This window comes from Burkholderia sp. MSHR3999 (genome assembly GCF_000833595.1).
GTDB classification, from domain to species: domain Bacteria; phylum Pseudomonadota; class Gammaproteobacteria; order Burkholderiales; family Burkholderiaceae; genus Burkholderia; species Burkholderia ubonensis.
On sequence record NZ_JRFO01000004.1, the window covers coordinates 45,824 to 71,992 of the forward strand.

29 protein-coding genes are annotated in these 26,169 nt (G+C 61.4%); all 29 read right to left on the reverse strand.

What is annotated here, in order from left to right; all coding sequences use genetic code 11:
* Positions 1-6 precede the first annotated feature (6 nt).
* Complete coding sequence (locus KY49_RS12945; protein ID WP_156162491.1) at positions 7-1,065, reverse strand: hypothetical protein; 1,059 nt, start codon at positions 1,063-1,065, stop codon at positions 7-9.
* A gap of 64 nt (positions 1,066-1,129) precedes the next feature.
* Positions 1,130-1,507 carry a hypothetical protein gene (locus tag KY49_RS12950; RefSeq protein WP_042585062.1) on the reverse strand — a complete coding sequence of 126 codons (378 nt, stop codon included), beginning with the start codon at positions 1,505-1,507 and terminating at the stop codon, positions 1,130-1,132.
* A gap of 1 nt (position 1,508) precedes the next feature.
* Positions 1,509-2,036, reverse strand: coding sequence for a type-F conjugative transfer system pilin assembly protein TrbC (trbC, locus tag KY49_RS12955; RefSeq protein WP_231636389.1), 528 nt, complete (start codon positions 2,034-2,036; stop codon positions 1,509-1,511).
* Positions 2,037-2,221: 185 nt separating this feature from the next.
* On the reverse strand, positions 2,222-3,256 hold the full coding sequence (traU, locus tag KY49_RS12960) for a conjugal transfer pilus assembly protein TraU (RefSeq protein ID WP_088503146.1): 1,035 nt from the start codon (positions 3,254-3,256) through the stop codon (positions 2,222-2,224).
* On the reverse strand, positions 3,256-3,918 hold the full coding sequence (gene traW, locus KY49_RS12965; RefSeq protein ID WP_063840477.1) for a type-F conjugative transfer system protein TraW: 663 nt from the start codon (positions 3,916-3,918) through the stop codon (positions 3,256-3,258). The genes traU and traW overlap by 1 nt, the downstream gene beginning before the upstream one ends.
* Positions 3,905-4,375: a S26 family signal peptidase gene (locus KY49_RS12970; protein ID WP_052495655.1), complete on the reverse strand. Its 471-nt coding sequence runs from the start codon at positions 4,373-4,375 to the stop codon at positions 3,905-3,907. The genes traW and KY49_RS12970 overlap by 14 nt, the downstream gene beginning before the upstream one ends.
* 65 nt (positions 4,376-4,440) lie before the next feature.
* Positions 4,441-4,644, reverse strand: a complete 204-nt coding sequence (locus KY49_RS12975) for a hypothetical protein (protein WP_042585064.1) — start codon at positions 4,642-4,644, stop codon at positions 4,441-4,443.
* Positions 4,637-5,395, reverse strand: a complete 759-nt coding sequence (locus KY49_RS12980) for a FadR/GntR family transcriptional regulator (protein ID WP_231636390.1) — start codon at positions 5,393-5,395, stop codon at positions 4,637-4,639. Before KY49_RS12980 ends, KY49_RS12975 begins: the two co-directional genes overlap by 8 nt.
* Before the next feature lie 9 nt (positions 5,396-5,404).
* A complete protein-coding gene (locus tag KY49_RS12985; protein ID WP_231636391.1) occupies positions 5,405-6,001 on the reverse strand; it encodes a phospholipase D family nuclease in 597 nt (198 codons plus the stop codon).
* Entirely contained in the window at positions 5,998-6,663 is a 666-nt protein-coding gene (locus KY49_RS12990) for a hypothetical protein (RefSeq protein ID WP_156162492.1), read from the reverse strand. Before KY49_RS12990 ends, KY49_RS12985 begins: the two co-directional genes overlap by 4 nt.
* On the reverse strand, positions 6,660-7,403 hold the full coding sequence (locus KY49_RS12995; protein WP_042585066.1) for a hypothetical protein: 744 nt from the start codon (positions 7,401-7,403) through the stop codon (positions 6,660-6,662). The genes KY49_RS12990 and KY49_RS12995 overlap by 4 nt, the downstream gene beginning before the upstream one ends.
* The gene (locus KY49_RS13000; protein WP_042585067.1) at positions 7,400-7,897 is read right to left on the reverse strand and encodes a hypothetical protein; all 498 of its coding nucleotides are present in this window, start codon (positions 7,895-7,897) and stop codon (positions 7,400-7,402) included. Before KY49_RS13000 ends, KY49_RS12995 begins: the two co-directional genes overlap by 4 nt.
* Positions 7,894-10,497 carry a type IV secretion system protein TraC gene (gene traC, locus KY49_RS13005; RefSeq protein WP_082062344.1) on the reverse strand — a complete coding sequence of 868 codons (2,604 nt, stop codon included), beginning with the start codon at positions 10,495-10,497 and terminating at the stop codon, positions 7,894-7,896. Before traC ends, KY49_RS13000 begins: the two co-directional genes overlap by 4 nt.
* Before the next feature lie 13 nt (positions 10,498-10,510).
* Complete coding sequence (locus KY49_RS13010; RefSeq protein WP_042585068.1) at positions 10,511-11,167, reverse strand: TraV family lipoprotein; 657 nt, start codon at positions 11,165-11,167, stop codon at positions 10,511-10,513.
* Entirely contained in the window at positions 11,164-11,961 is a 798-nt protein-coding gene (locus KY49_RS13015) for a DsbC family protein (protein WP_052495656.1), read from the reverse strand. Before KY49_RS13015 ends, KY49_RS13010 begins: the two co-directional genes overlap by 4 nt.
* Positions 11,954-13,354, reverse strand: coding sequence for a TraB/VirB10 family protein (locus KY49_RS13020; protein WP_042585069.1), 1,401 nt, complete (start codon positions 13,352-13,354; stop codon positions 11,954-11,956). The genes KY49_RS13015 and KY49_RS13020 overlap by 8 nt, the downstream gene beginning before the upstream one ends.
* Positions 13,347-14,075 carry a TraK domain-containing protein gene (locus KY49_RS13025; RefSeq protein WP_080426461.1) on the reverse strand — a complete coding sequence of 243 codons (729 nt, stop codon included), beginning with the start codon at positions 14,073-14,075 and terminating at the stop codon, positions 13,347-13,349. The genes KY49_RS13020 and KY49_RS13025 overlap by 8 nt, the downstream gene beginning before the upstream one ends.
* A complete protein-coding gene (locus tag KY49_RS13030; RefSeq protein WP_042585070.1) occupies positions 14,014-14,604 on the reverse strand; it encodes a TraE/TraK family type IV conjugative transfer system protein in 591 nt (196 codons plus the stop codon). The genes KY49_RS13025 and KY49_RS13030 overlap by 62 nt, the downstream gene beginning before the upstream one ends.
* A gap of 3 nt (positions 14,605-14,607) precedes the next feature.
* On the reverse strand, positions 14,608-14,901 hold the full coding sequence (gene traL, locus KY49_RS13035; RefSeq protein WP_042585071.1) for a type IV conjugative transfer system protein TraL: 294 nt from the start codon (positions 14,899-14,901) through the stop codon (positions 14,608-14,610).
* A gap of 10 nt (positions 14,902-14,911) precedes the next feature.
* The gene (locus tag KY49_RS13040; RefSeq protein WP_042585072.1) at positions 14,912-15,271 is read right to left on the reverse strand and encodes a hypothetical protein; all 360 of its coding nucleotides are present in this window, start codon (positions 15,269-15,271) and stop codon (positions 14,912-14,914) included.
* A 362-nt stretch (positions 15,272-15,633) separates the two neighbouring features.
* Entirely contained in the window at positions 15,634-16,113 is a 480-nt protein-coding gene (locus tag KY49_RS13045) for a lytic transglycosylase domain-containing protein (protein WP_442854616.1), read from the reverse strand.
* A gap of 549 nt (positions 16,114-16,662) precedes the next feature.
* Positions 16,663-16,962: a hypothetical protein gene (locus KY49_RS13050; protein ID WP_059862909.1), complete on the reverse strand. Its 300-nt coding sequence runs from the start codon at positions 16,960-16,962 to the stop codon at positions 16,663-16,665.
* A 155-nt stretch (positions 16,963-17,117) separates the two neighbouring features.
* Positions 17,118-17,888, reverse strand: a complete 771-nt coding sequence (pxpA, locus tag KY49_RS35445; RefSeq protein ID WP_059978797.1) for a 5-oxoprolinase subunit PxpA — start codon at positions 17,886-17,888, stop codon at positions 17,118-17,120.
* A gap of 4 nt (positions 17,889-17,892) precedes the next feature.
* Positions 17,893-18,111 (reverse strand): hypothetical protein, encoded by a 219-nt coding sequence (locus KY49_RS37145; protein WP_156162493.1) that lies wholly within the window; start codon positions 18,109-18,111, stop codon positions 17,893-17,895.
* Positions 18,108-19,151, reverse strand: a complete 1,044-nt coding sequence (gene dctP, locus KY49_RS13055; RefSeq protein WP_042585074.1) for a TRAP transporter substrate-binding protein DctP — start codon at positions 19,149-19,151, stop codon at positions 18,108-18,110. Before dctP ends, KY49_RS37145 begins: the two co-directional genes overlap by 4 nt.
* Positions 19,152-19,293: 142 nt before the next feature.
* Positions 19,294-20,307, reverse strand: coding sequence for a LuxR family transcriptional regulator (locus KY49_RS37150; protein WP_156162494.1), 1,014 nt, complete (start codon positions 20,305-20,307; stop codon positions 19,294-19,296).
* Positions 20,308-20,317: 10 nt separating this feature from the next.
* Positions 20,318-22,426, reverse strand: coding sequence for a sensor domain-containing diguanylate cyclase (locus tag KY49_RS13065; protein WP_197083566.1), 2,109 nt, complete (start codon positions 22,424-22,426; stop codon positions 20,318-20,320).
* A 142-nt stretch (positions 22,427-22,568) separates the two neighbouring features.
* Positions 22,569-22,952: a surface-adhesin E family protein gene (locus KY49_RS38115; protein ID WP_042585077.1), complete on the reverse strand. Its 384-nt coding sequence runs from the start codon at positions 22,950-22,952 to the stop codon at positions 22,569-22,571.
* A 391-nt stretch (positions 22,953-23,343) separates the two neighbouring features.
* On the reverse strand, positions 23,344-26,166 hold the full coding sequence (gene mobF / locus KY49_RS13075) for a MobF family relaxase (protein WP_042585078.1): 2,823 nt from the start codon (positions 26,164-26,166) through the stop codon (positions 23,344-23,346).
* Positions 26,167-26,169 lie beyond the last annotated feature (3 nt).

The following is a 26,169-nucleotide window of genomic DNA, read 5'->3' on the forward strand; positions in this document are numbered from 1 at the left end:
ACGGGCCTAGCGCGCACGGGATTCGAGATACAGGCACTGGTCATCCCAGTGGTCCGTGACCGACGTAACGCCGATCACGCCAGTCGCGATTCCTTCGTTTGACGACAGAACGTCGTTACGGAACGCGCAGTTGCCATCCGGGTCGCAGTCGTACCGGCGCTCGGCCCATTCCCAGTAAATGTGATACGAGCAGGACGTCGACCCAGGCTGGCATCCGGGAGAATCCCTGAGGATGTACACGGGCACGTCACGGATGCGGTACTCCCAGTCCGGGTGCGTCATCACGAGCAGGTAGCCGGTCCGGTTCCCTGCGGTCGTAACCCACTGGTCCGCCGGGATCGTGGCGACGTCCTTCGGGATCTTCACCAAGGCATTTCGGACCTGGCCGCCGCGGATTCCGAATGCGTCGGCAGTCATCTCGATATACGATCTTGATTGGGCCGCCATATCGCATTTCGCGAAGATCTTCACGTGGTCCACCGCGTTGCGCGGTAGGTCCAGCGCCTGCATCAGCTCGTTCTGCTGGCAGCTCATCTGAACGTCGACGGACAGCACCTTCGAACACGACTGGTTGTCGAGGGTCATGCTGTCGGTGCACGTCTCGGTGACGGTCTTGCCGGGAATCGTGGTCTGCTCGACGTGACATTGCTGCGCGGAGCTCCCGGCCGCCGCGCCCGGATTCTTGATCAGGTCGCGCGAGCCGGTCATGATCGGGTCCTTGTTCTTGTCGATCTTGAATTTCGTCCGCTCGGTGGGATTGCGCGTCATGAAGTTGACCGCGTCGCAATCCTGCTGGTCGAACGCAGAACCAGCGTGATACCCCTGGCAGCTGATCTGCTTTTGCGATCCGGCGGCACCGACCGCGCCGCGCCCGTTTCCGAACTGGCTGGATTCAGGCGCGTTGGTGTTGTAGTACGGCAGGTTCTGCTGACCGGTCGTCGTGCTCACGGCGCCGGCGGCCACGTCCTTGCCTCCACTGGCGAAGTCCTTGCCAGCCTGGAACGCCGCGTCCGGCGTCGACTGTGCAAATGCCACGGACGTGACCAGGCTCAGGATGCTGACCATCGCGCGCGGAAGACACCCACCATTTCGTTGCCGCGGTACAGGTACGAGCGCAAAAGGTGCCATCTCAATGTCCTCCTGCGTCAGGGAGTGCTGCGGCAAAATCGTAAAGAATGAAGAGGCAGAGCAGAGCGGGCAGCAAAAGCATCAAATCCCACTTGAAATCAAAGGGGAGGCCGTTCCTCTTGAGTGCATAGGTCCGCACGCCGAGCGCGACCGTTACCGCGACCGCGAGAGCGACCACGAGCGGGACCGAAACGACGCGGGAGAAAGACGGCAGCAGGCGTCGGACCAGCGCGGTCACTGTGAAAATTACGCCGACGACGACGTCGAACGACGCGATCTGTGCCGTAAGCCTCCAGTCTCCGGCGTGCCCCTTCCGTTCTGCCTTGATCTTTTTCGCGAGCGTAATGAGCGCCAGTGCGAGTGTCACAATCGTCAACATGTCAGTGCTCCCCCAGGCTCGCGAGCATCCGGGTCGCGAGGGACCGATACGCCGGCGATCGCCGGGCAATCTCGCGAAGGGAGTACGGCAGCGTCACATCACCCGAGATTCCGGCGAAGTTCTCCGGCAGCGCACAACCTTCGGCGTCGAGATCGAGCACGTGGTCGGCCTTGACGAGCACGACCGTCGGCACCGTGCTGACGCGGTACTGCTTGAAGGCGTTCGGATTGATCTGCACGGCCGACGTGTCGACGCCCAACGCCTGGATCGCGGCGGCCGTCGCCTTGAACGAGCGATCCTTGAACCCGCGCAGCACCGCGACGCCGCCGACGCGCGCCGTGTCGCGGATCAAGCGCTTGAGCGACTCGGCCGGCATCGACAGACTGGCGAACGCGAGCAGCTCCTCCCGCTTGCGTTGTCCGGCGCGCTCTTCATAACGCCGTGCGATCGCCAACGGATCAACGCGTGAAGGTGCTGGTGTCGCGATATGCGGGAACGCGTTCGGCCCCGGTTGAGCGCCGCCGAACATCTGCTTGCGTTCGCGCTCGATGCGCGCTTGCTCGGCACGGATGCGATCGTCCGCCGGCATGCGTTCTCCCGCGCTTACGGTCGGGAACCGTGCATCGGCGACGATGCCGCGCTGCGTACCTGGTTCCGCCGGCGCCGCCGACGACATCGCCGTCAACACGATGCACACTGCAATCGAATTCCTGATCATGGGAGTACCCCCAGGCAGCAGTTCTTCTTTCGGAAGACCATGTACGAGAAGTCCTCGCCCTTGTATGGGTAGCTCTTCCCGGCGCCCCAGATTGCCGTCGTGCGACCGTAGGGCTGACAGCAGCGACCGTTGATCTTGGCCGTCTCCGGGATCGGGTAGAGCATCTGGTACTTGTATTGGGACTTGTCCATGACCGGCTGGATGGTCGGCCCGCACAGTGCGTCGCCGCCGCTGGTGCCCCACATCAGCCCTTCGCGATGCAACTTGGCGGTCATACGCTGAACCAGCAGCGAGCTCGCCTGAACGTGGGAGATGTGCGCCTGCACGTGGCCGTTGAACGGGTAGATGGACCCATTGCAACCGGCGCACCAGAACAGCGCGTTGCTGCCGAACCCGGCGCTCGAGAGCACGCAATCACCGGCGCACGCGGCCTGTGCGATCGGGTTGCCGAACAGGAACGTCTCCGGGTTCAGCAGCATCGTGAGTTCGTCGTCGTTCCACGTCGGATCGATCTCGGTGAGATAGGCGACGTCGAAGCTGCCGGTTTCGAGGCACGAGAAATCGAGCAGCACCTCGAGCCAGAAGAGGATCGGGTCGAGATACCAGTGGACCTGGTAGCGGGACTGCTTCGTCAGATCCTGCTGCTGACGGATCTCGCCCTCGGGTGCGCGAATGCCGGGGTCGATCTTCACGCCACCGAGCGACACGAAGCAGTACGGCACGCGGGTCACGTCGACGCGCCGCACGGGCTCCCAGAACCCGATCTTGAGTCCCACCACCGGGCCGCAGGTGCACAGCAATCCGCTCGGGTTCGACGTGTCCTCCTGGCCCGCCGTGATGATCGGCGTGCCGCCGAGCGAGATCGGGAACACGCAGCTCCAGCAGATGTCGGTGATGGGGTTCGCGAACTTGCCGTTGCAGTTCAGGCTCTGCGCGTGCGTGACGAGCGAGCAAGACCCGAGTAGCAGGAGCAGCGCGACGCGGCGCAGCACGGCGAGCAAGGTGGCGCACGAGTGCGTGGCGTGTCGCATCAGTTCAGCTCCCGTGCCGGCACAACGGAAAGCGACAGCGCCTTGCCTTGCTGCCGAATGAGTGCCGGCACTTCCGAGATGCCAAAGCGGTGCGACAGCGTGCCGTTCTGGTCGAAATAGACCTGCGTCTTGAATTGCTTGGTCAGGTCGAGCCAGGATCCGGCAATCAGCACCGGTTTGACCTGTGCGTTCGGGCGCGCCAGCAGCCGCGCCACCGCAGCCGCTTGCTCCGGATCGCGACCGTCGAAGAAGACGAGCGTCTCGGTGAAGGGCATGATGTCGAGCGGATTCACCTTGGTCCCGGCCGGAATCACGATGCGGCCGTCGTCCGTGCGCACGGGTTCGGCATACGTGACGGTTGGGTCGATCAACTGCTCGCTTCGCGCCGTCGCGGTCCGGATGCCGTCGACGGGCGCGGGATTCTTCGCGCTGTTCAGCGATCGGCGCACGGCTTCCTGTTGGAGCCGGGCAAGCTCGCCCGTCTGGGCCTTCTTGCGCAGCTGCGCGAGGATCTGATCGACCGCGCTCGGCTCAGCGATCGGGTAGGTCGGACCGACCGTCCCAAGCATGCCCGCGCATGTGCTGTCGGCCGTGACTGCGGTCAACACGAGCACCATCGCGACCGCGCACCTCCGGGCCATCATTCGCTCAGAAGATTTCATAGGCCCTCCCCTGAATGGCCGAGCGCGGGACATTGCCGGTCAGCGCATAGCGGGAATCGAGGCTGTCCGGGTGCGGGGTGGCGACGAAGTAGGAGTCGGGCTGGATCACGCCGGGTCGGGCGGGCGTGAGCGGCACGCCCACACGGGTCCGTGGCTTGGCGACACCGATCCGGGTGTCGTTCACGTAATAGACGCCATGGCGCACGGTCACGACGTCGCCGGCGACGCCCATCACGCGCTTGATGAACACGACGCCCTGAGGATAGGTCGCGCCCCCATGCCAATAGAACGCCACCAGGTCGCCGCGTTTGACCGGCGCGCCGATATGCGTCACGTAGAGCGTGCCCGGCAAGCTTTGCGTGAGGTTGATCGAGAAGTCGAACCACGGCGTCAGCGCCCAGCAGACGAATGCACCGAGCGCGAGCCATTGGCACGAGCCGATGATCACGAAGCGCACGATCCGGTATCGCAGCGTCCGGCGTGCGATACGTGTGTCGAGAGGGGAGGCGGATACCGACATGATCACTCCCAGCGCCGGGATCTGTGACCGGCCCAGATCGCGCCCGCACCGAATACCAGGCACGCGAGCGCGCCGGTCAGCCTGACCTTGACGAGGGCACACACGGCGACGCCGATGGCGAGCACGCCGACGACCGTCCAGCCGATCGACAGGAGATTTCGCCTCCGGACCGGCGACGCCTTTGCGGTATCGAGTCCGTCAGGCATGCCGATTCGCCCCCTGGAAATAGTCGACGGCGACCAGCTCGCGCATGGCGTCGTGCGCGGCCGACGCGTCGCGATCGCGCCACGCGGCTTCCAGAACGGCCAGGCGCGCCAGTTCGATGGCGGACACATCGAACGCCAGATCCGGGTCAGTTCCGCCGTGCGCCCACCATTCGACCGCGAAGGCGCCCAGCTGACAGAAGAGGGAGTTTTTGCAGGCCGAGAAGACCGCGAAGTACAAGTTCGAGCACGCCGCGCGAAACGTCCGGCCGTCACGCGCGGCGCACCGGGTGGCGCACGTGGCGAGGATGCGCTCCATTGCCGCGTCGTCCGCGTGGGTGGCGACGTCGGCCGCGGCCGACGGGGCGATCAGGCAAACGATCGTCGCGAGCTCGTCAAGGAGGCCTTCCTGATCCGGCTTCGATTGGGCGCGCCAGTGCAGGACGTTTGGGTTCACGATGCGCCATTTGCGACGTTCCGTGATGTACGTGCCGCGCCGCGGCGAGGCGGTGAGCATGCCATGCGCAATCAGCTGCACAACCGCCTCGCGGATCACGACTCGGCTGACGTCCAGACGCTGCGCCAGCACTTCCTGGGGCGGCAGCGGCACCGCGTGTCCTCCGGACGCGATGATGAAGTCGAGCAGCTGACTCAAAGCCGCCTCGGACAAAGTGACCGCACCCGCACCGGCCGGATGCAGTCCGTCCGCATGACGATCGTTGTGCATCGGCAAAGCGTGGATGGCCGTTTCCATGGATGGACCTCAATAGGGGAGGACGTAGTCGCTACCCTGCGACCACCGCGATTGCCAGTGCTGGAGGTAGCTGCGCGCGACGGCGGGGCACTGCGAGATCAGGACCGCGTTCTCGCTATTGCGCCGCGCCGCGCTGCTGTAGTTGAATGAGCCGGTCTCGATCTGCGCACCGTCGATCACGATGTATTTGTCGTGGTGAATGGGGTAGATCGAGACCGTGCGCGAAGGGATGCCTGCCTGCGTCAGGAGATTCAACGCAGCGACGCTCGCCTTGCCGTGGTTCGCTTTCTCGTCGACGACGACCGCGACGTCGACGCCGCGCTGTTTCGCGGCCATCAACGCACGAACGACCGACGGCGACGTGAACGAATACGCGGCGAGGCGAATCGACTGGCGCGCGCCGCTGATTGCGGAAACGATCAGTTCCTCCGCCGAGCCGTCCGGCGAGTACGCGACCTGCACCGGGCAGCTCTCCGCTGCCTCGGCGGGATGCGCGAGGAGCACGGTGCTCGACAAGATGGCGCAGGCAAACAGGCTGACGGGCGAGCCTAATGTTCCGCGTATCGGGCGGGCACGAGCAATCATCAGTGGGAGGGCACGTCTCATCGCCGCGCCTCCGCTCCGGATCCATCGCCTGCGGCGCTGGCAGCAGCCCGCGCTGCCGTGCCGGGATCTGTTTCGTCGGAGACGGCCGGCTTGGATGCCGGGCTGGACGGCCGGTTCCACGTCCCACGGATATTCGATGCCATCTCTGCGTGGCGATCGGCGAGTTCCGGCGACAATTCGCGATTGAGCACCGCGAGTCCCTTGATGACGACCGACTGCGCCTCTTGCAACGGAACTCGATCTTGGTCAACCGACGCCCGCACCTGCAGGGTACGGTCGGCACGCCGCTCAATGACATAGTTGAACTTGGTGTCATGCAGCAGAAATTCATCGACCTGTTGCGGCACACCGTCGTCTCGTCTCCAGGTCGCAAGTTCCATCGTCCACGGTAGGGGGTTTTTCGCCACATCCGCATAGGACGTGTCGACATACACGTCGCAATACAACTGCCGGGTTGGGACGTAGCAGTTGATCTTCATTACCCCGGTCGGCAGATCCACCACCCCATACTGTTGGCTCGGCGCCTGCTGCAACGCGACGGTCAGTAGTTGGTTAATCGGCAATTCCTTACCCGCGACTCGGTAGTCGGAATCACATCCGGCGAGCGCGATGGACGCGGTCACGATGACGACAAGAACAGGCAGTTCGAATTTGCGATTCATTGCGGGTCCTTATTCGGTTGGTTGTGTTCTTCGTGTGCGAGATGAACGGGCGATTCATTCCGGCCGGCAACGACCGGAGCAGTAAAGACCGGTGTGACCGTGAGGTCGATCGTGTACGTGCCGTCATCGGTCGGCATGAGCGCACGCAGCGCCCCGAGATCTCGCTTCGGTCGACTCGACTCGAACGAGAACGCGAGCATCGGGATATCGCCGACGGAATCGGCACTGGAGGTGTCGGCTGACGAGGGCGCGATTGCGATGGAATGTGACGGGCTCTCGGAGATTGCAGCAATAGGCTTTCCGGCGTTGGGTTGACGATGCCCCGGGGAAAGGAAATCCGAGAAGCCGTAGCCGACCGCGAACATGACAATCCCGACTGCGATCGTCCAGATCCACGAGTGCTTCGTTACGACGTGCTCGACGAATTGATCACGATCCTCCGGTTCCTGCGTGTATTCGACACGCCGAATTCGGACGTTCAGGTAACTGCCCAGGCGATCGAGCAGCGTGTCGCGGAGCTCATCAGATACGTTTTCGTGAACCATAGACAGCAACGTGGACAGCTCGTCCCGCTGGTAACTGGCGAAGGCCGATTCCAGACCGATGCGCGCTCGCATCGCATCCAGGTCGTGCATGTACGCCTTATCGCGCGACAGCAGGTTCCGGATCTGCCTCGAAAACACCTGGCGCTCGACCGGCTGAAGCAGGCAATCCTCGGGATACTCGACAATGACGTTCATCGCGGTGCTCCTGATGTCGCCGCCGGGAGCTTGAGCTTGTCCCGCAGCTGATCGGTGTAATCGGTAATTGCGTCGCTGTTGAGCACGGCGGCCTTGTTGACCAGGACGCACTTGCACGTCGCGCCGAGCTCGATGACCGCCGCCGACAGGTCGCGCGCGAACTCGGCCGACGCCGCGGTGGCGGTCGACACGTCGGGGGCGGACGCCGCCGCCTGCACGTTGTGGCGATCGAGGTAGCGTTGTTGCCCGAGCACGACGAGCTGCTGCAGATCCACCGTTGCCACCGGCTTCGGCAGATGGGAGAGGCGCACGTAAAGCACCGGCGCGAGCGCGAACAGCGTCACGATCGACGAGATGAGAACGGGGGCGACGTAGCCGGCGATGTCGCGCCTGGCGGGGTTGGTGCCGGTGTCGCCAAGCGCCGGCGCAGCGACGGCTCCGGGCTCGTCGCTCGGCTGCTCGACCTTCGTCGCGAGGGTCGGTTCTTCCTTCATGCCCGACCTCCGCGACGTTCCAGCATGATCGCAAGCGCCTGAGCGTGCGTATGACCGTGCTCGAGCAGACGGTCACGCTCCTCGACATCCTCGCCGGTGGACGACGCCATCATCAACGCGAGCGGGTCGGGGGCGTGCCGCAGCAGCTGTTCCCCCTCCGGGGAAATCACCACCATCTCGGAGAAGCGACCGTCGATCTTGGTCAGCGAGCGGATCATCTGTTCAACGGCCGGTGAGAACGAGATGGTCCCCTCTGCCTTCATCTTGTTGAACGACTGCGTGTCCTGACGCAGCACGATCTTCCAATCAGAGTTGTTCCACGCGGCTTTGGACGCGTCGTTCTTGAACGCGTCGTAGATCGACTGTGTGCCGAGGCCGAATATCCCCTTGTACTTCCGCGCCCGGCGATATCCTTCCTCGATGAAAAGCGCGGTCTCCGGATCACTGCCGAGCAGCTGCCAGGCCTCGTCCACCAGGGCGAGTTTGGGGAGGTTGCGAGGCGACATGTACATGTCGTACGTGATGCGGTTCGTCGCAGCGAACAACACGACGCGGCGCAGCTCGGGCGCATCCTTCAGCTCCTCGAGTTCGAGCGCGGTGAGGTCATTGTCAAAGGTGATGTTGGCCTTGCCGTTAAAGAACCGCCCGAACGCACCGCCTTTGCAGAAGGGCCGCAGTTGATGCGACAGCTCGAACGCGATCCGCTCGACTTCCCCCTTCTCGTTCTTGATCTTGTCCTTCAGGTATACGGCGATCCGCGTCGGATTCGACTCGGGACCGTAGTCGGCCCAGACCGCGGTGATCGCGTCTTCAATGAACGAATACTGGAGCGGCGACAACGGACTGTCGGGCGACGCCATGCGTCCGATCATCGGCTTGAGCAGGCGCAGCTCCTGTTCAAACGTGTTCTCGCTGTCTGCCGCCACCCACGTGAATGGATTGATGCAGATGTCCGAGTTCAGCTTGAATTCGATGAAGGAGCCGCCCATCAGCGCAACAGCGTTCTCGTAGCCGCGACCGACATCGATAATCGAGCAGCGCGCGCCGAGACTGCGGTAGGCGTTGACCACCTCCACCAGGAACGCCGTCTTCCCGGCACCCGAGACGCCTGTGGCGAACAGGTTGTAGTTGCCCTGCTTGTTGGCGTAGAAATCGATCGGCGTGATGGTGCCGCGGCGGCCATACAGCAAGAGGACTGGTCGCCCGAGACCGCTCCACTCGGCGAGGACCGGTGCCATGTCGATGGCGTTCACGGTCGTTTTCGTCGACATCAAGCGATTGCGCTTCAAATCCCGGTACGCGCCCTTGGTAAGCGTCATCGGCAGGCTCGCGTAGAACGCGCCGAGATGGAGCATGCGCAACGGGGTAATCCGAAACCGCACCTTGTCCCAGATATTGATGGCCATCTGACTGGCCCGGTTGATGCGCTCCTTCGGAGCGAACAGCAACAGCGTGTGATAGATCTCGCACAGTTGGCCACCCGCAGCGATCTGGTGCTGCACCATCCGCCAGTCGCGATTTTGTGTGCCCAGATTCACCTGGAACTTGGCCATCTTCGATTCAGCATTCTGCTGGGCGCGCGCGGCCTTCAGCTGTACCCGGTTGTCGGTGGCGATCCGCTCGAGCGTCTGGATGCCGCCGCAAATCAGGAAGGGGCACGGATACTGGAGCTCCGGATCGGTGAACGATCCGATGATGTTGCTCATTTCCCAGAGACGCTTTTCCGCCGGGTAGCGCTGGATGCCAAAGGCGCGGACCGCGACGCGCGTATCACGCTCGGTGTCGTCGGCCGGCGGAACACCGAAGACGATCTCCGTGGTCCGCACGCGCGCGCGATGCCCGACGGCCGTGATCTGTTCCTTGATCGGCCGTGTCGGGTCGTAGCGCAGATCCGGAAGGGGGTCGTCGTTGAACAGATATTCCGGGTTGAAGATCGGGAACAGGAAGGCGATCAGGCCATCAGCGTCCATGCTTCTCGCTGGCAGGTTGCCGGTGCGCAGGGAGGACAGCAGCGTGGCCTGCAGGTCGTGCATCTGCTCGACGAGGATCGGATCGTCGGGCGTGCCGGATCGGGTGACGGACAGCACCAGGCGGAAGCGCCGAACCGCGAACGGCATGTCATCAAAAAGCGACTCGCCCATACGACTGCGGATGAACTGGGTGCGCTGCTTGGCGAGATCGAGAAAGAGCGGGTCGACTTTGCCGGCTTCGACCGCCTCGAACCGCAAATCCTCGTAGCAATCGAGTACGTCGTCGACGCGCGAGCTTCCGAACAAGCACCACTGCACGCCGGTCCCCGGGGGAATCGGCGTGAAGAGGGTGCTCAGCCGACTGACCATTTCGTCGTCGGCGCCGGTTTGGGGAACGACATCGAGCACGAACGCGACCGAGTTGTCGTTGTAGAAGAGCCCGGTCGCATCGTCGTACTGGTCGTACTTCAGGATCTCGTGAAAGCCGCTGGCATCATCCTGCTGCGGCACGTTCAGCGTTTCGTCGATCGGATCGTGCTCTGGGGTCTCGCCGAGCACGGACTGCCGAACCACGTCGCGGACCCTGGTCCTTGCCTGCTTGAGCCAGTCACCGGTGTCGGGCATCTTCATGGCGGGCTTCCCGTTATTGCGGCGAGCGAATGCCGGTCGCGAGGTTTTTCAGGAGGTCGCCGGACATCGGCGCTTGCCTTACCGCCTGCTGGGCGGAGTCCATCGCATCGCGCGCCGATTTGAGGAGCTCGCCCTGTGCGGTCTGGACGGCACCGCCAGACCCGAGGGCGACGGCGGCCGACGGCGGCTCGACCTTCGGCGAAGCGCTCGCGTCCGCCGCAACGGTGCCGCCGACCGTCGGCCGATACAGGTCGCGGATGCGCCGCTGGTTGTGTTCGACGAGCCAGCGACCGGTATCGGTGGTGAGGTAGATGTAGCTCTGGTCGTGGAGATCGCCGTCGGCGTCCTCCCACGGCGCGATCCACGCGCGAACGACATGCGGCGCGCTGCGGATCGGCGAGCCGCTGAAGAGCGGCCGAGCGAGCACCGCGCCCTGGGCCGGGGTCTTCGACGTCGGCGCACTGGCGGCGGCCAATTGGCTCGTGCGCGTGTCGCGTACGTTTCCAGCCTGCAGGTTCGCGAGCGAGCCCGTCATCGAATCGCAGACCACGCCATCCGGCGCCTTGCAGGCAAACTTGCTTTGCGCGTCGAGGCCGGAGAAGCTGCACGCGGAGAGGACCGCGAGCAAGCACGCGGTCGCCGTGGCCGGCAGGAACGTGCGGGCAGTCATTGCGCCACTCCCTGCGCCGGCGCACTGGCCGCGGCGCTATCCTGATCACCGGCGCTGGGCACGCGTTGTCCGGCGTTCAGCCAGGCCTCGAGCTGCGTCGAGGAGACCGCCCCCGGCAACATCCGGCCATCTTCGGCAATCAGCGTCGGCGTACCCGTGACGCCGAGCCGTGAACCGAGAACCAGGTTGTCATTGATCGGGTGATGGCACGCCACCAGGGGCGGCAGCCGATTGCTCGTCATCCAGTCTCGCCATGCTTTCGCGGGATCGGTCGCGCACTGGATGCGGATGGACTTGTTCGTCGCGCCCGGGTGGATCGACTCGAGCGGGTAGAGAAATGTGTAGATGGTCACGTTGTCGACGCGCTGGAGTTCCTTCTCGATAGCGCGGCAATACGGACAATCGGGATCGGAAAAGATCGCAACGACACGCTTGCCGTTGCCGTGCACGGTCTTGATCGCGTGATCGAGAAACTGCTCCGGAAACCGGGTCTTGTAACCCTGGGCCTGTGTCTGCTCGGTCAGGTCGACCTGGTTCTGCATGTCGAAGAGGTGGCCGAACAGAAAATACTGACCGCTCGCGTCGGTGTACGCGATGTTCTGCCCCATCGTCACCTCGTAGAGCCCCGTGACCGGCGCCGGCTTGACGTCCCGGAACGGCGTGTTGGGATAGAGCGAGGCCAGGTGGGCCGCGACGGACTGGCTGTCGTCGGCGGTCGCGGCGAGCGTCGACGCGGCGAGGACGCCCACGGTCACGGCAGCAATTGCGCGTTTCAGGCGGATGCGATTAGTCATCAGAGAATCTCCGGGAGCGATCGCCACTGCGACGGCTGCTGTCGCGTCGATCGAAGAGGGCGGCGGTGGAGGCGTCGACGAACGTGCCTTGCGTGATCGAGACTTCGATCGTGCGCGTCGCGTCGGTTTCGATCACCGGGTACAACTTGTCGGCTGCCTTGAGGTAGTACTGGGCCATCATCTGCCCGCCGGAACCGACACCACCGCCGATCGCGGCGCGCCCGACCTGACTGCCGTCGACGGTCTGCGAGACACCGCCACCGCCATAGGAGGTGATCGTCGCCGATTGCTGGAACGCCTGGCCGATGCCGCCGAGCGTTCCCGACAGGATTGCGTTGGCGAGCAGTTGCCCCTGCTTCGACACAAGCCTGCCGCGCACGCCTTCCTTGCCGTCCTCGCCGATCAGCTTGCCCTTGATGGGGATCTCGATGGACTTGCCCTCCAGAATGCAGGACAGCGTTTGCGTGCGCCCCATCATGCGCTCCGACGAGAGGTCCCCCCAGGTGGCCGCGACCACGCGGCAATCGCGCAGATCAAGGCGCTTGCGATTCGGGAGGTTGGCGGCCTCGAGGGCGTGCAGGTCGACTGACAGGGGATCGCTCTGCGCCTGGCCGCCGGTCGGCGCGTCGACGCCATTGAGCATGCCGACCCGGAAGAACGATCCGGCCGGCAGGATATTGACGAGGCCTTGCCCGCTGCTCGAGGTGGCGGCGCTGGTTCCCTTCGTGGTGGCGTAACGGCGCGCCTTCGGGTCGGTCGGAAAGCCGATGACTTCCTGTTTTCCGCCGCTGGAGCCTGCGGCACTCGAACTGTCGGCGCTCGAGCCAGATCCGTCGTCGGCGAACGAGATGATTTCGAGCTGACGCGGCGCTGCGTCACTGCCGTCGATGCGTTGCGCGAGCGTGCCGCCGGGCGGCGGCAGGACCTGCTTTCCGCCCAAGCCGCGCGTGGTGACGGGCAAGGGCTTGTTGAGCGTCGTGGCCGCTGTCGCGCTCGACGCCGGCGTCGCTGCGGTGGCCGCCGCGCTGGATGCCGCGGCCGCAAGCGAAGCCGCCACAGCGGCAGATGCCTGCTGGGCAGCGGCGGCGGACGCCATCTTGTCGATCGCCGCCTGTTGCTCTTCAAGACGGGCCTGCTGCCGCTGAACACGTTGCTCCAGCTCGGCCATCGTGGCGGCCGACTTCGAACGCCACGCGTCGCGATCGTCGATCGTTCCAGGCTGCTGTATTGCCTGCGTGATCGGCTTGGGCTTCGGCGGAGGCGCGGTGTCGTCGGTCAACATCAGGCCGACGCCCGTGATCGCGACGATGACGACGACCGCGCCGATCACGATCAGGCGCTGCCGGCGCTTGGTTTGATCGTTCGACGCGACGACCGGCTTGGTGTCACTCATGATCGGTGCGCCCCCTCACGACGTAGACGGCCGTCGAGTCGCCGGGCGCCAACGTTTGCTGATCGATCACGATCGCGAGCACGCCTTTGCGATACAGCTCCTGCTCGGCAATCACCATGTCGCCGGTGGACACGTTGGTCAGCCGGTATTGCTCGCCGACCAGGTCGTCCTCGGTATAGCGCAGTTCGAGCGTCAGTTGCGCCTCCTGCCAGAGCGGCACCATCTGGTTGACGGGCGTCACGGCTGCGCTGGATTGCGCGTCCTGGTCGTCGTGCGCCGCGACCATCTCCTCGAGCAGACTCTTGATGGCGGACTGATAGGACGATGTCCGCGCGGAGATCGGTTGATTGCGACGGACCTCGCCACCGCCGACTGCCGGCACGACAATGTTCGCGCTCGGCATGCGCCGCGGCTGCAGCAGCAGCTGGTAGGTGTCGTTGTGGTCGTCGACCACGAAGAGCGACTCGGTGCCCTGCGCGGCGTCCGGGTCGGCGAACGTGAAATAGAGCACACCGTTGGCCAGATCCTTGACGTACGTGAGCGCGCCTTTCTGCTTCGGAATGATCTGCGTGATCTTCCGGCCGTCGATGGCGAGCCGGTTCTGCTCGGTCGCCGAGACGTTGTATTCCGACAGGGCGGCGCCCGTTCCCGCGAAAGTGTTACTGGCTGCGGCTAGCAGCAGCGCGAGTGCTGTCCAGCACTTCCTCGGCTTTGCGAACATAGGTCCGTCCTGAAAAGGAGATGGGAAGCTCAACGACATAGGTGTGAGGCAGCGTCGAGACGGGCTGATCCCCGATGTAGGTCTTGAGGGTGCCCTTCCAGATGACGCGCTTGGCCTCCACGAAGATCTGTTGCGATTGCGGTGACCAGATCGTCGTGATCTTTTCGCGTTTGATGCGGATCGCCGCCGCGTCAAGCTGCGTCTTGAGCACGGGGTACTGTTCGGGCTCGGCGAGCTTGAGGAGGATGCTGTTGTTGTAGTCGACGGTCTCGGGCGTCGACGTCAAAATGAGGCTGAGCACGTAGCCCGACATGTCGCTCAGATAGTCCTTATCGGTCTGGCCCGCACCGATCTGGTAGGGGCGCTTGACCTCAGGCGGTACGATCCGCGTGGTGTCGTGCAGCACCGTCCAGCCGACCAGGAGCGTCAGGAGGACATTGGCGATCGTTTGCCCCGAGGTGACCTTTCGGTGGAACCGGATCGTGTCGGTCAGCTTGTCGCGTTCGTTCTTGGCGATGTCTGGACGCATGGCTCAGCCCTTGAATTCGCGAAGATGGGTCGGTGGCAGGTCGGATGGCGTCGGCATGCCGGCGATCCACGCGATCAGGTGCGCGGCGATGCCGGGATGAAGGTCCGATTTGAAGAAGTGGGCATACGCCCACGCGAGGCCGATACCGAGGAGGAAGCCGACGATCGGATAGCCGGTGCCGAGACCAGACATGATCCCGAACATGGCGATGCATGCGACGTCCCAGTCCCAGAACAACAGCTTGGGTGGGTCGTCGAGGGTCAGTGGCACGGCATGGGACAGATCTTCGGCTGACATGGGCCCTCCCTTAGATCGTTGCGGTGAAGCTCGAGTTGATGATCCCGACAATGATGCCGACCAGCATGCCGAGCGCGACGCCGCCGAGCAGCCACTGATAATCCTTGCGGACCGCCGCGGCGAGCGCGCCGAGCGCGACGCAGATGAGGGCGGCCACCTTACCGAGGTTGCCCTTCACCCAACCCTCGAACTTGGTGGAGGCTTCCGCGAACTCAACGCCGTCGTTCGCAATGGCGTGCGAAATAAAGAACAGCAGGCCGATCAACAGGCAGACGAACAACAGCGCCTTGGCCCATTGGCGCAGCTGTTCGAATCGTTCATCCTCGAGCGTGGCTGCGCTGGCCGTGGTGGAATGGTTCAACGTCGACATAGGATTTCCTCAATGAAGGTGACGTCACGGGGTGGAACGAGCAGCCGGCGTACACGTCACCACGGGCTTGCGGTGAGGTGTCTGCCGGTGTCGGCGCACGCGCTTCGCGGGGGAGCGGGCACGCGCGGGCGACTCGGTATAGGCCTGGAGGGGCGTCGAGATGGAACGGGGTACGGCAGAGACGGCGAGATGCTTGAGTGTCCGTTGCGGGCATTCCGGTCCGTCACACAAGACAAAGTCACCGTCAGGCCGCATGCCGAATTGCGCGACGTCCGACAGTCGAGCGACTGGGTTGGATGACGCGAGCGCCTGGGCATGCGCGGCGCCGATGAAGAGCGATAGCGCAATGATGACCAGCCGGATCATTTCTGTTGCTCCCTGGCCGCATCGCGCTGATAGGCGGCGTAATAGCGCTGAACGCTTCTCACGTATCGCAGTTGCGCGGCGACATTGCTGGAGGCCGGACCAGTGTTGTAGCAGCCGACTGCCTTCCACGTCGGGCCGAATTGTTTGATGCAATTCGCGAGCACCCAGGCGCCAACTTTCTCGCTTGTGCAGGCGTCGAGCAGGTCTTCTCTCCGAATCCCGCGGCGCGTGAGGGTTGGCAGATGGACCGTATTGATCTGCATGACGCCGATTGCACGGTTTCCGTCGGGCAGGACCGGGCCTTTGGCGCCGCTCCAGCCGCGGGATTCGTGCCAGCCGATCGCCTTCAGCAGGATCGGGTCGACGTCGTACAGGGCGGCGGCTTCGCTCCAGCACGATGCGATCGCGATTGATGATCGGCCGCCAAATAACATTAGTAGTACGAACATACCAATCGGACGTGAGCTGATATTCATGCGTATCGTCGGGTCAGTTGGTGTTAGTACAAGCGCCGGTCAGCGGCGACTTGCATGGAATAAAAAGCGCTGCGCACACATCCCGTGAAGGACGTGTTCGCAGCAAAGCCACCAGCCTCGAGTGAGGGCCAACAAAGGAAAATGCCGGTGGCGAGAGAGGCAAGAAAAGAGAAAGGCGGCCCTCGACGGGATCGTGATTGTCGAGGGCCAAAAGCCCGTCTGGTCTATCCGAGGCACGCGGCTAAATGTATACGCGTGACCAGACGGGACTCCGGGGGAGTTCGTGAGGGGAGAGGAAATGAAGTTGGCGCGAAGAGCACGGCAAGCGGCTCGGCTGCCCAGCCACAATGCGTGGACCAGTGTTGGCGCGGTGCGGTAATAACTGATGCTCGATCTAGACGAGACGGCCGTGAACGCATTAATCGCGCGTTGCGACCAATGCGCTACAATAGACGTAGCCATTCCGGTTTTCCTCTCACTTACTGCGTAATGGTTAGGTTGATGTCGGTGTTGGCGCACCGGCATCAACCGTTCTGTCGTTTCGGTCTGCTACTCCTCTGTTTCAGATTCGGCTCGCATCTTCCACACTCGACCTTCGATCTCGATCGTAAGGTTGCGGCAATTGGCGCTGTACTCGTCGACGAAAATCAAAACATCTTCCAAATATCGCCACGTCTTCGTCTTCCCTCGATTGGTCTGCACGAAATAGCTTTGATATGGCTGCTTGCCTCCGTCGAGGATCGTTGCGCGGATCACCCACTTCCCGCTTTCATCCTTAAATAGCTTGAGCAGGTAGTTGTCAGCACCAGTGAGAGCCACAGCAGCCAATTCCCTAAAAGTGAAAAACATAGATCCCTCAACCGTTAGCACAGGCCGTATTTTCCATGCGGCGACGGCAGAACGGGAGAATCGATGCGAATTTGCTGCAATCATACACCAAAACAACCACCAGGAAATCAATATGATCGTTTTGATTTCAGAATGTTTCTATTGATTGGCTTGCTTCATAGTTTCCTCTGATGATTGATGCTCCGGGCTGGCGAACGTGAACAGGCTCCGAGCGAGTCCAATACCGATTTGATCCGCTTTGCAAAGGTCACCGCATGAGGCCCGTCCCCGTGCAGGCAGATGGTTTCTACAGGTATTTCGACCCAACGTCCGTCGTCTGCAGCCACGCGGCCATTCACAGCCATTTCTTCGACACGGCTTGCTGCCTCGCCAATGTCGTCGATCATGGCCGATGGAGCACCACGAGGAATCAAGTGTCCGCTTGACGAGTAGCCGCGGTCTGCAAACGCTTCATCGCGCGCAGCTAGTCCATACCTGCGTGCAATGCGCACGAGCTGGCCGCCCGCTAATCCGTAAATCTCCATGGTGGGGTCGGAGTCGCGCACTGCGACGACGATTGCCTCGGCCGTCTCGCTGTCTCGCTCGGCGTCGTTGTAGAGCGCACCGTGAGGCTTGACATGAGATAGCTTCCCTCCGATCGCCTTTACGATTCCATTCAGGGAGCCGATCTGATAGAGAACTCCGGCATAGATGTCGCACGCAGGTAATTTCAACGACTTACGGCCGAAGTTCTCTCGATCTGGATAACTCGGGTGCGCGCCGATGCGGATTGATTTTTCGAGCGCGGCGGCAGATGTGCGCATCATGGTAGTTGCGTCACCGGCATGCCAGCCGCAGGCGACGTTGATTGATGTAGCGTAGTCGAGCAATTCGACGTCGTTAGCGCAGCCCTCGCCGAGATCAACGTTCAGGTCTATCACTCTCATTGGATCATTGTCCTTGTTTTGTTTGTTGACACACATGGCGACCACGAACCGCGCCGTCACCGACGAAAACACTTTCGACGGTGCATCGCTCGCGAGCGTCGTCGCTGGTCACAGTGGCGGACATGCTGGCCACCGATGACGAGCGAATTTCGGCGATGACCACAAGGGCCACGTAAAAGAGCGTCACGGCCACGATTCCCAGCCAGCGACGCGCAGCCTTCACTGCTGCCCCTCCGAGTTCGTTGACGGGCAGGCTCGACGAATCGAGAGGTCGCAGCCGTGGAATTTCGAAAGAGTCTGAGTTGTCTCGTAGTCCGTTGAATATGTCGTGGTCGCAACGTTGACTGCGGCTCGCTGGACGGCACTGAGGACGGGCTGCGGTACCGGGTCAGTGACGTTGACTCCGAGCTGATCCATCGCGCGATAGTTCTGTCGCACCCTCTCCGGCAGGCGCTGCCATGCGAGCCGTTCGGTTTGGAGGCCAGCGTCGAATACAGCTCGACGGTCAGGCGATGGGAGTCGGTCGAGAAAGCCCTTCCGCGCGACAAGGAACGACACCGGAAACGCGTACTGGAGCGCAGTGAAGTTAGGCAATGACTCGGCGTAGGCGCGCCCCGCGGCGCCGTCGCCGGAAGACATTACGCCGTCCAAGGCGCCACGGCTGATCTGATCGAAGGCTTCTCGAATTGGAAGGGAAACGACCTGCGCACCGAGTGCCTCCATCACGCGCTTGGATGACTGATCATAGGTGCGGATTCGCATGCCCGCGAAGTTGTCCGGGGAGGATATCTGCGTACGAGACCAGAGGCCGGTTGGCGGCCAGGGAATGACAGCGAGCAAGACAAGATCGTGGTTTCCCAGAGCCGTGCGATAGGCTGGCTTTGCCAACTTCGCCATTTCCTGTGCCTCGGCGATCGTCGTCACTTCGTACGGACGTACAGAAAGACCGAGAATGCGCTCAACGTTCGCAAGGTCGCTGGCAAAGAGCAGAGCGAATGGCGCGGACTCCAGACCAGAAAGCAGTGCAGCCGGCAAGGCTTCCACATCGAACTTGGCGATGGCGAGCTCCGGTTGGTGTACGCCTGCGTTAAGGAGCCGTGCAAAGTCAGTCGCGGCATGCCCGGAGACGGTGTCGCTCGGATATGAGGTGGCAACTCCCCACGTCCCCGGAGTGTGGCGGTCCATGAACGGGTCGTGTGCCATCGCCGAGCCAATTGCTGCGCCGGCGAGAAGGCAAGTCATCACAATGTTTGTAAGCTTCATCGTTTGCCCGAGACAGAGATGCGCACGACGGCCAAGGAGGCACACCGAGTTCCGTGCGACTAACTTGACCTGAAGCTTACTGACGATTTGCCCACACTTTCTTTAGATAAACTGCTAATGTAGGAGCGAGGCTTTATTTCAGTCAGTCATAAGACGAACCGATAAAACCGCGGGCTTTTGCGGACTTGATGCTAAGGCGGATGTCATGCAGCCCCATTTTGCTATTGATCGAACGACAAGCGTCCCGGAAGGCGGAGTGTGAGATCTGGAGGCGTTGCTCGATCTCAGTGGCCTTCAGACCGCGCGCGAGCAAGCCGGCAATTTTTCGCTCGACAGCATCGAACGGTATCTTTGATGCGGATTCGGCCCGATACAAGTCGGTGTATTTGACGAGAACGTCCGCGGTCAACGTGCTCAGAAGATGGCGATGCACGAGGAGCGCGGGTTCCGCAACATTGGCGGGAAGGGTGGATCCAACGTGCAAAATGCCGATGACGTTTTCGTGCCTGGCCAAGAATGCAACGCTACTCTGAAATCCAGGGATTTCCGATATGCGGTGATGCCAATGCTCCGGCGGTAGATCGCAGTACTGTGATGCACATACCGGTTGGTAGTTGTGCCGACGCGCCTGCTGGATGGCGGGATCGCTGCGACACCATATGTTGTTCGTATAGAGCTGCGACAGCTCCGCAGCGGCCGAACCAACGATCAAAGTGTCGTGAAGGACGATTTTTTCGCTTTCCCCATCCAGCATGAACGCATGATAGAGGCATTGGTGCACGCCGATCAGGGAACACTCAACACGAACTCGATTCAAAAGGTCAATCACATCGACGCTTGAGCCAATTGGTGGTGGCGACGCGACTCCGCTGACCGATCCGCCACGAACGGCATCGAGCACATGAGCATATCGTTGGCGTGGTGCCGGAATCACGGGCTCGCTCGCGGTAAACGAGCCAATTTCGTCCATGCGGCCGTCGATGAGCACGCGCTGTATGGACTGATGTGCACCCCTGAAGATTCTTCTGCGTTCAACGACGTAACCTGAGCGCGCCGTTCTACGAACGCTAAGCACTACCTGACCGCTCGGTAGCGGAACAGGCAGCGCACGTAATGTGTCAGGCGGAAGCTCGGGTGTGTCCCAGGCCGTGGTCATGGCGAGCGCCCTATCCGATGGGCGGATCGACCGGAGTAGATGCTCCGATGAACGGACCCCAGACTTCGACGCGGCGATGACTGGCCAACCAGTCCCACTGAGATTGATGCTCGATCGGGCCTATAATGACCTGCCATCCCATGTCATTCGCCGTTGAGATTAGCGCGCCTACAAACGCGGCCGACGCGTTCGTGGTAGCCACGGAATGCAGCAACGCGCCTTCGACGACGATCCCGTCGATTGCGAAGCTGGTGAGCACGTGGGCGGGCATGCCGCGACTTGTATCGAGTACCAGGAAGATTGACACGCCACGGGCCCGAAGATCCCGCGTTTGATCAGCGACGCTACTCAGGTTCGTTTGACCCTCCAACTCAGTCATTGCGATCCGGAGTTGTCCGGGCGTCAAATGCCCCGTACTCACCAACTTCATTGCGTCTCCGTTCGCAACGAACGAGTAAGGAATGCGAATGGTGATAGGAAGGTGCAATTCTCCCTGTTCGGACGTAGCCCGGGTAACCGCCTCGACCGTTTGAACCCAGATAAACCTCGTGAGGCCGAGCTTATCTGCGGTCGGCATGAATTCCTCTGCCGCGAGGGTTTCACCGTGGTCTCGCTTCCACATTGGATCCACCATAGTTCCGCTGACGTGCTTGGTGGATACGCTTTTGATCGGGGAAAATGCCGGCACGATTCCGTCACGTTGTCGAACCGCATTGTCCAGTTCGGCTTCCAACTCCATAGTCGCGCCCTGGACATCAGCCATCCATTGCTCATAGACGCGATACGTGGAGCCACCGCCGGCTGCAGCCGCCTGGTTTGCAAGATTCAGCGCGCACTCTGCTCTTGCCTGCAGCTCACCCGTGTGCGCAATGTCACTGGTACCGGTCGCGACCCCAAAGGAGAGTTTGACTCTCTCACTCTTTCCGTGGAACTGGACAGGCCGTCCAAAGGCCTCGATGGTGGTTCGAACGAATGCCAGTGCCCTTGCCTCGGGTTCATGGTCTGTGAGGGCTGCTGCGAAATGCTGATCGCGGATTCGCGCAATCAACTCGTCGTGTAGTGCCAGACTGCGCAACCGCTGAGCAACCATCTCAAGCAAATGGTCGGCGGCGGCGGCGCCATATTTAATGTCAAGTTCCGCGAACCCCCTGACGTCGAAGAGCACCAACGCGACTTGCGCTTTCTGCTCAGGCGCAGGATCACGAAAGTAGCGATCAAGCGCGCGGCGATTCGCCAACCCTGTTAGCGCGTCTGTTTCCGCGAGTCGCTGCATGCGAGCTCGTTCGACCAACACTCTTCTGGCGGCAAAAATACCAAGTTGGGCGGCCACCGCCATCGCAAATACCAGAAGTGCGGCCCACCGCCAATAGGCGACCCGGCGCTGTTGGTAGTCTGCATAGATGTCATTGGCTGAAAGGGCAATGACCGCGACCAGAGGAAACCCAGGGACTGGCTGGCGAACAAAGAGCCGCGCATGCTGGTCAACCGGATCACGATGAAGCAGATTTGTGCGATTGCTTTCCGGATAGAGGGCGAGGGGCACGCTCGAATTGGTCGCCTTCCCATCGCCCGTCGCCCTAACCAACTGGGCACCATCGGATCTGAATACGATCAATGCACCATCCGTTCCGAGGTGAGCGCGGTTCGCGAAGGTTCTGGTGAAGAATGTCGGAGGTTGGGAAACGACCACGATTCCCGCAAATGCTACGTTCGGGAGGGATAGTCTACGCGTAAACTGAATCGTCGTTTCCTTGCTGACGCGACCGATGACTGGAACGCTGATAAAAATATCGTTCCGAAGACTATTCTTCTGGACGACGAAGTGCTCTCGATCGCTAAGGTGTATTTGGTGCGCTGTCGTCGTCGGCCACGATTTGTTCACGACACCCTGACCGTCGACCAACGTGACCAAGGTCTCCTCCGAAGGGATGATCAGCCCCTCGTTGACGAGACGATTTAGGTCGAGCGCGCCGCGGGTCCTCTCAAACTCGAACGCCACTGTTTTCGCGAGGAGATCGACTGACGACGCCCGCTCGGAGAGATAGGAGGCGTAGGACTTCGCGACCAAGGTTGCCTTGGTCAACGCAGCCGAGTCCGCAGCGAGTTTCGCATCGCGCATCGCTCGATCGACGAAGATGCAAAGGAGTAGCGAAACGAGTACGAACGTCAGGACGATAGAGCACGTGGCCAAGGTCACGCCCGGCACTCGCCGTTGGGAATCGGTTCGCACAAGGTTGCTTCCATGTTCAAGCGCGATTCGCTTAGCAAACCTTCTTTCGAATCTCATCGAAGTCGCTCCCGGGGCGAATCGTTGACCATCCGCGAACAACGTAAGGCGCCTGGCCGACCGGCTTGTCCTCGTCGGATACGTATTGGGTCCTGTCCTCTTGAATAAGCCGCCTCGAGCAGTCCACCGTAAAGCCCGTTTGTGCGATCCCGACAACTTCGGTTGCGCCAACAGGACGACGACCCTGTTTGAATACTGACTTGAGCGTGAAAACAACCTGGTCGTTTTTAATTGTACGAATGGATTGCCGGTCGAGATACAACTCCCGATCAGCATCATTTGAAATCATGGAAAGCAATTCCGCGTTGACACTGGTGGCGGTCAACAGCAGGCACAATAAAAGACGGACCTTCATCATTTCCCCGAAAAGGTATCGACCGAAGCGTATTTTAATTTCCCTCTGCCGGGTGGCGCCCCGTCGCCGGTCATGCGGTAGGTCGCCGATCTATAGGTAAGCAGATACTACAAGACATCGTGAGATGTGTGCGCCGTGGCGGCCAATAAATTGTTGATTGCGTTTCAGATTTCGAAATGAATTGCCGTCGCGTTGCTTAAAATGCACGAAGTGTTTTTCTAAAAATAGAAGACGAGTCCGTATTATTCAGAGACTTGCAACGTAAAGCGCCTCGCGGCACGGCAATTCCCGAGTGGCACAACGTACTAAATTGACTGTTCGACTGGATATCATATGATTCCGCACCTCAGCATCATTTTCAAGACCGAGATTGCTAGAGAATCTGTTGCCAAGACTATTTTTCTATTTCTTTTCTGCGGATTTCTTCGACGCGCTCTCCGTCGAGTTTTCCATCGATCGACGTCGTTTTATCTTGCTGCTGCGTGATGGCTTTTCTGGTGAGACCGATGTCGTTCGTGATGATCTCGATGTCATGCGACGCACGCGTCACGCCAACATAGTAGGCGCGATCACCGAACACCTTGGCAAGCCCTTCGAGCTTTTGCTCGTCCTTTTGCGGCTCCTCCTCTCGCTTGGGCAGATTGATCGCGAAAATCACGCGTTCCTTCGACGCACCCTGCGCGGCGTGCACCGTGGACGTGTATGCATAGTCCCAATGCTGGCTGGTCTTAAGATTGACGTTGTGGCGGGTCGTGGCGGTCTTGTCGGAAACCTCGAGCACGGCATGCTCTTTCTTAAGCGCGACAACCCTTGCGGTTTCGCCATTTTTGAACGTTTCGTCGTTACGGGTAAGGCGGATGAGGTCACCGACCGCGAGCATGCGTGACTCGTCATCGTAGACCTCGACCTTGTTGTGCTTCGCGGGCTCCCAGTCCATTCTTATGCCGTCACGCTTCTCGACGGTGACGATCCCTTCTTCATGGTTCACCTCGATGACACGCGCATAGTCGCCCTTGTTCGCGTCTATTTGTTTGTAGTTCCGATTGAATCGGACGACGTCCCCGGGCTTGTAGTATTGCGCTTCCTTGATCATCGCGCGGGTCCACCCCTTCGATACGAGGATGTGGAGGGCACTCTCGTCGCGAGACAGCTCCCGGCGGTCTTTCAACATCTCACGAATCCCGTCGTTGATCGCCACTCGATCCTTGTTAAAGGGGGTAATGACGATGGTATTCGCCCGCTGCTCGGGCGACATCCCGAGCACGCGGCTCACCGTCGTGTGGACAACGTCGTCGAGTTCGCTTACCTTCTTTTGCCGAACCAGGTAATTGAATGACTGGGCATTCTGCTTGAGTTCGAGATGCGTCAACCGGTCACCTGCGTTGAGGCGGTTCCGGCCGGTAATGATGTCGACCGCTTTCTGCATGTGTGGCGTCTTCTGGCGATTGATCTCGGTCATGTGCGCAGTGGCGATACCGTGGTCCTGGCCGAGCTCAAACGGCTTTCCAGCCTCTACGGCCTGCAGCTGCAGCTTATCCCCCAGATAGACGACCTTGGCGTTCGCCTTCTCGGCGAGGTGGTGGATCTGCGCCAACTGGCGCTGCGCGAGAAACGACGACTCGTCGACGACCCAAAGCTCCGGGCGGCGCTCGAAATCGGGCGCGAACTGCTTGGCAAATTCGATGTCCTTCTGCAGCTGCCGCTCCTTGATCTGGAACATCGCGACGGTGTCCGCAGCGATTCCGGTCTCCTTGACCATGATCTTGGCAGCGGCGCCCGTTGGCGCCATCCCGCGGACGACATAGCCCTCCGAAACCGCGATCTCGTTCAGCGTGCGCAGCATGGTCGTTTTTCCCGTACCGGCAAGCCCCTGAACCGCGACGAATCGATCTGGCGATGTGAGCGCCAGCACGATTGCATCCTTCTGCCCGACCGCATACGGGAAAGATTGTTGCTGTTCGGACTGCACGATCTTCGCCGAAATGGAGGCAGCGTCCAGCACGATAGGTGCCTTATCCCTTTGCTGTCGAACGAAATCGAGCGCCCAGCGCTCACTCTCGAACATCTTGCGCGTAGTGTATTTGTCGTCCGGGAGGGCGATCAGGTCGCCCTTCTTCTCAAGCTCCTCGAACGCACGAAGGACTTCGGCCGGAGTGACGCGAGCAGTCCCGTGTTCGACTGCCGTCTTGACCAGGTCGATTTTGTCCACGACGACTTCACGCTCGATCAGGTGGGCGGCGGCAAACGCCAACGCCTGACGGCCGGTGAGACTCATTGGAATATTGATTCCATCTGCCTTGCGCTGCGCAGCCTGCTCCCTCAAGCCATCGAAGTCGATCCCGTTCTCCTTGGCACGCACATCCCAGTCCTTGAGCAACTCGCGATGGTCGACGTCCCTCTTGCGATCGCGTGTTGCGAGTGCCGCGTGCTCTTTGTCCGCGGCGCTCGCGACGTCAAGTGAGGTGTTCTGCTTTTCAAGCGCATCCTTTATCGCCGCCCGGCGCTGACTGAAATGCTCGACCTGCTCGCGCGAGATGCCCTGGATTTCGAAATTGCCGTTTTTGTCCGGGTTCGTCAGGCGGTACCCGAGTTGCTGAAGACCGCCGGCGAGCTCGGCGTTGTAGATCGCACCGGCCAGTTTCTGGATCTGGTAGATTTCGCGATTGTCGATCGACCGCCATTGGCCGTCCTCCCGCTGCGTCGCATTGATCAGCACCGCGTGCGTGTGCGTCTGGGGGTCCAGATCGCGACTCGTGTTGTGCCGAAACATGGCGACGATCATGTTGCCGGTGTACTCGAGCGACGTCACTCCGTTCTTGGTCGCTCGAGTCCGGATGACCTGCTCCTCAATGTAGCCGAGTGCAGCCTTGGCGGCTCGTTCATGCACGGCGCGAACGTCTTTGTCGCCGGCGACCTCGGCAAGCAACGACACACTCTTGGGTGCAGAGAACGTCAGGTCGATTCCCGGCTGGTGCTCCTGGCGCCGCTCGCCGGTTTTTTCGTCCGTCACCCACTTGCCGAGCTGCTGCTCACCGACGCGCCCCTCGAGCAGATTCATGAACTGGGCGGACGTGACCTTTCCCGACAGGCCGAGGGCGGCCGCGCCTTTACCGAACCAGGCCGAATGCTCGGCGTTCTCGTCCTGGGTGTAGTAGTTGTCTTTCGCGAAATAGGTCTGAGCCTGCGCGGCGCTGCCGACGTTGTGCAAACTCAACATGAC

Bases quoted from the DNA above. Each gene is read 5' to 3' on its own strand.
- KY49_RS12945 (WP_156162491.1), bottom strand. From the start codon at position 1,065: ATGGTCAGCATCCTGAGCCTGGTCACGTCCGTGGCATTTGCACAGTCG.
- KY49_RS12950 (WP_042585062.1), bottom strand. From the start codon at position 1,507: ATGTTGACGATTGTGACACTCGCACTGGCGCTCATTACGCTCGCGAAA.
- trbC (WP_231636389.1), bottom strand. From the start codon at position 2,036: ATGTTCGGCGGCGCTCAACCGGGGCCGAACGCGTTCCCGCATATCGCG.
- traU (WP_088503146.1), bottom strand. From the start codon at position 3,256: ATGCGACACGCCACGCACTCGTGCGCCACCTTGCTCGCCGTGCTGCGC.
- traW (WP_063840477.1), bottom strand. From the start codon at position 3,918: ATGAAATCTTCTGAGCGAATGATGGCCCGGAGGTGCGCGGTCGCGATG.
- KY49_RS12975 (WP_042585064.1), bottom strand. From the start codon at position 4,644: ATGCCTGACGGACTCGATACCGCAAAGGCGTCGCCGGTCCGGAGGCGA.
- KY49_RS12980 (WP_231636390.1), bottom strand. From the start codon at position 5,395: ATGGAAACGGCCATCCACGCTTTGCCGATGCACAACGATCGTCATGCG.
- KY49_RS12985 (WP_231636391.1), bottom strand. From the start codon at position 6,001: ATGAGACGTGCCCTCCCACTGATGATTGCTCGTGCCCGCCCGATACGC.
- KY49_RS12990 (WP_156162492.1), bottom strand. From the start codon at position 6,663: ATGAATCGCAAATTCGAACTGCCTGTTCTTGTCGTCATCGTGACCGCG.
- KY49_RS12995 (WP_042585066.1), bottom strand. From the start codon at position 7,403: ATGAACGTCATTGTCGAGTATCCCGAGGATTGCCTGCTTCAGCCGGTC.
- KY49_RS13000 (WP_042585067.1), bottom strand. From the start codon at position 7,897: ATGAAGGAAGAACCGACCCTCGCGACGAAGGTCGAGCAGCCGAGCGAC.
- traC (WP_082062344.1), bottom strand. From the start codon at position 10,497: ATGAAGATGCCCGACACCGGTGACTGGCTCAAGCAGGCAAGGACCAGG.
- KY49_RS13010 (WP_042585068.1), bottom strand. From the start codon at position 11,167: ATGACTGCCCGCACGTTCCTGCCGGCCACGGCGACCGCGTGCTTGCTC.
- KY49_RS13015 (WP_052495656.1), bottom strand. From the start codon at position 11,961: ATGACTAATCGCATCCGCCTGAAACGCGCAATTGCTGCCGTGACCGTG.
- KY49_RS13020 (WP_042585069.1), bottom strand. From the start codon at position 13,354: ATGAGTGACACCAAGCCGGTCGTCGCGTCGAACGATCAAACCAAGCGC.
- KY49_RS13025 (WP_080426461.1), bottom strand. From the start codon at position 14,075: ATGTTCGCAAAGCCGAGGAAGTGCTGGACAGCACTCGCGCTGCTGCTA.
- KY49_RS13030 (WP_042585070.1), bottom strand. From the start codon at position 14,604: ATGCGTCCAGACATCGCCAAGAACGAACGCGACAAGCTGACCGACACG.
- traL (WP_042585071.1), bottom strand. From the start codon at position 14,901: ATGTCAGCCGAAGATCTGTCCCATGCCGTGCCACTGACCCTCGACGAC.
- KY49_RS13040 (WP_042585072.1), bottom strand. From the start codon at position 15,271: ATGTCGACGTTGAACCATTCCACCACGGCCAGCGCAGCCACGCTCGAG.
- KY49_RS13045 (WP_442854616.1), bottom strand. From the start codon at position 16,113: ATGAATATCAGCTCACGTCCGATTGGTATGTTCGTACTACTAATGTTA.
- KY49_RS13050 (WP_059862909.1), bottom strand. From the start codon at position 16,962: ATGTTTTTCACTTTTAGGGAATTGGCTGCTGTGGCTCTCACTGGTGCT.
- pxpA (WP_059978797.1), bottom strand. From the start codon at position 17,888: ATGAGAGTGATAGACCTGAACGTTGATCTCGGCGAGGGCTGCGCTAAC.
- dctP (WP_042585074.1), bottom strand. From the start codon at position 19,151: ATGAAGCTTACAAACATTGTGATGACTTGCCTTCTCGCCGGCGCAGCA.
- KY49_RS37150 (WP_156162494.1), bottom strand. From the start codon at position 20,307: ATGACCACGGCCTGGGACACACCCGAGCTTCCGCCTGACACATTACGT.
- KY49_RS13065 (WP_197083566.1), bottom strand. From the start codon at position 22,426: ATGCGCGATGCGAAACTCGCTGCGGACTCGGCTGCGTTGACCAAGGCA.
- KY49_RS38115 (WP_042585077.1), bottom strand. From the start codon at position 22,952: ATGATGAAGGTCCGTCTTTTATTGTGCCTGCTGTTGACCGCCACCAGT.
- mobF (WP_042585078.1), bottom strand. From the start codon at position 26,166: ATGTTGAGTTTGCACAACGTCGGCAGCGCCGCGCAGGCTCAGACCTAT.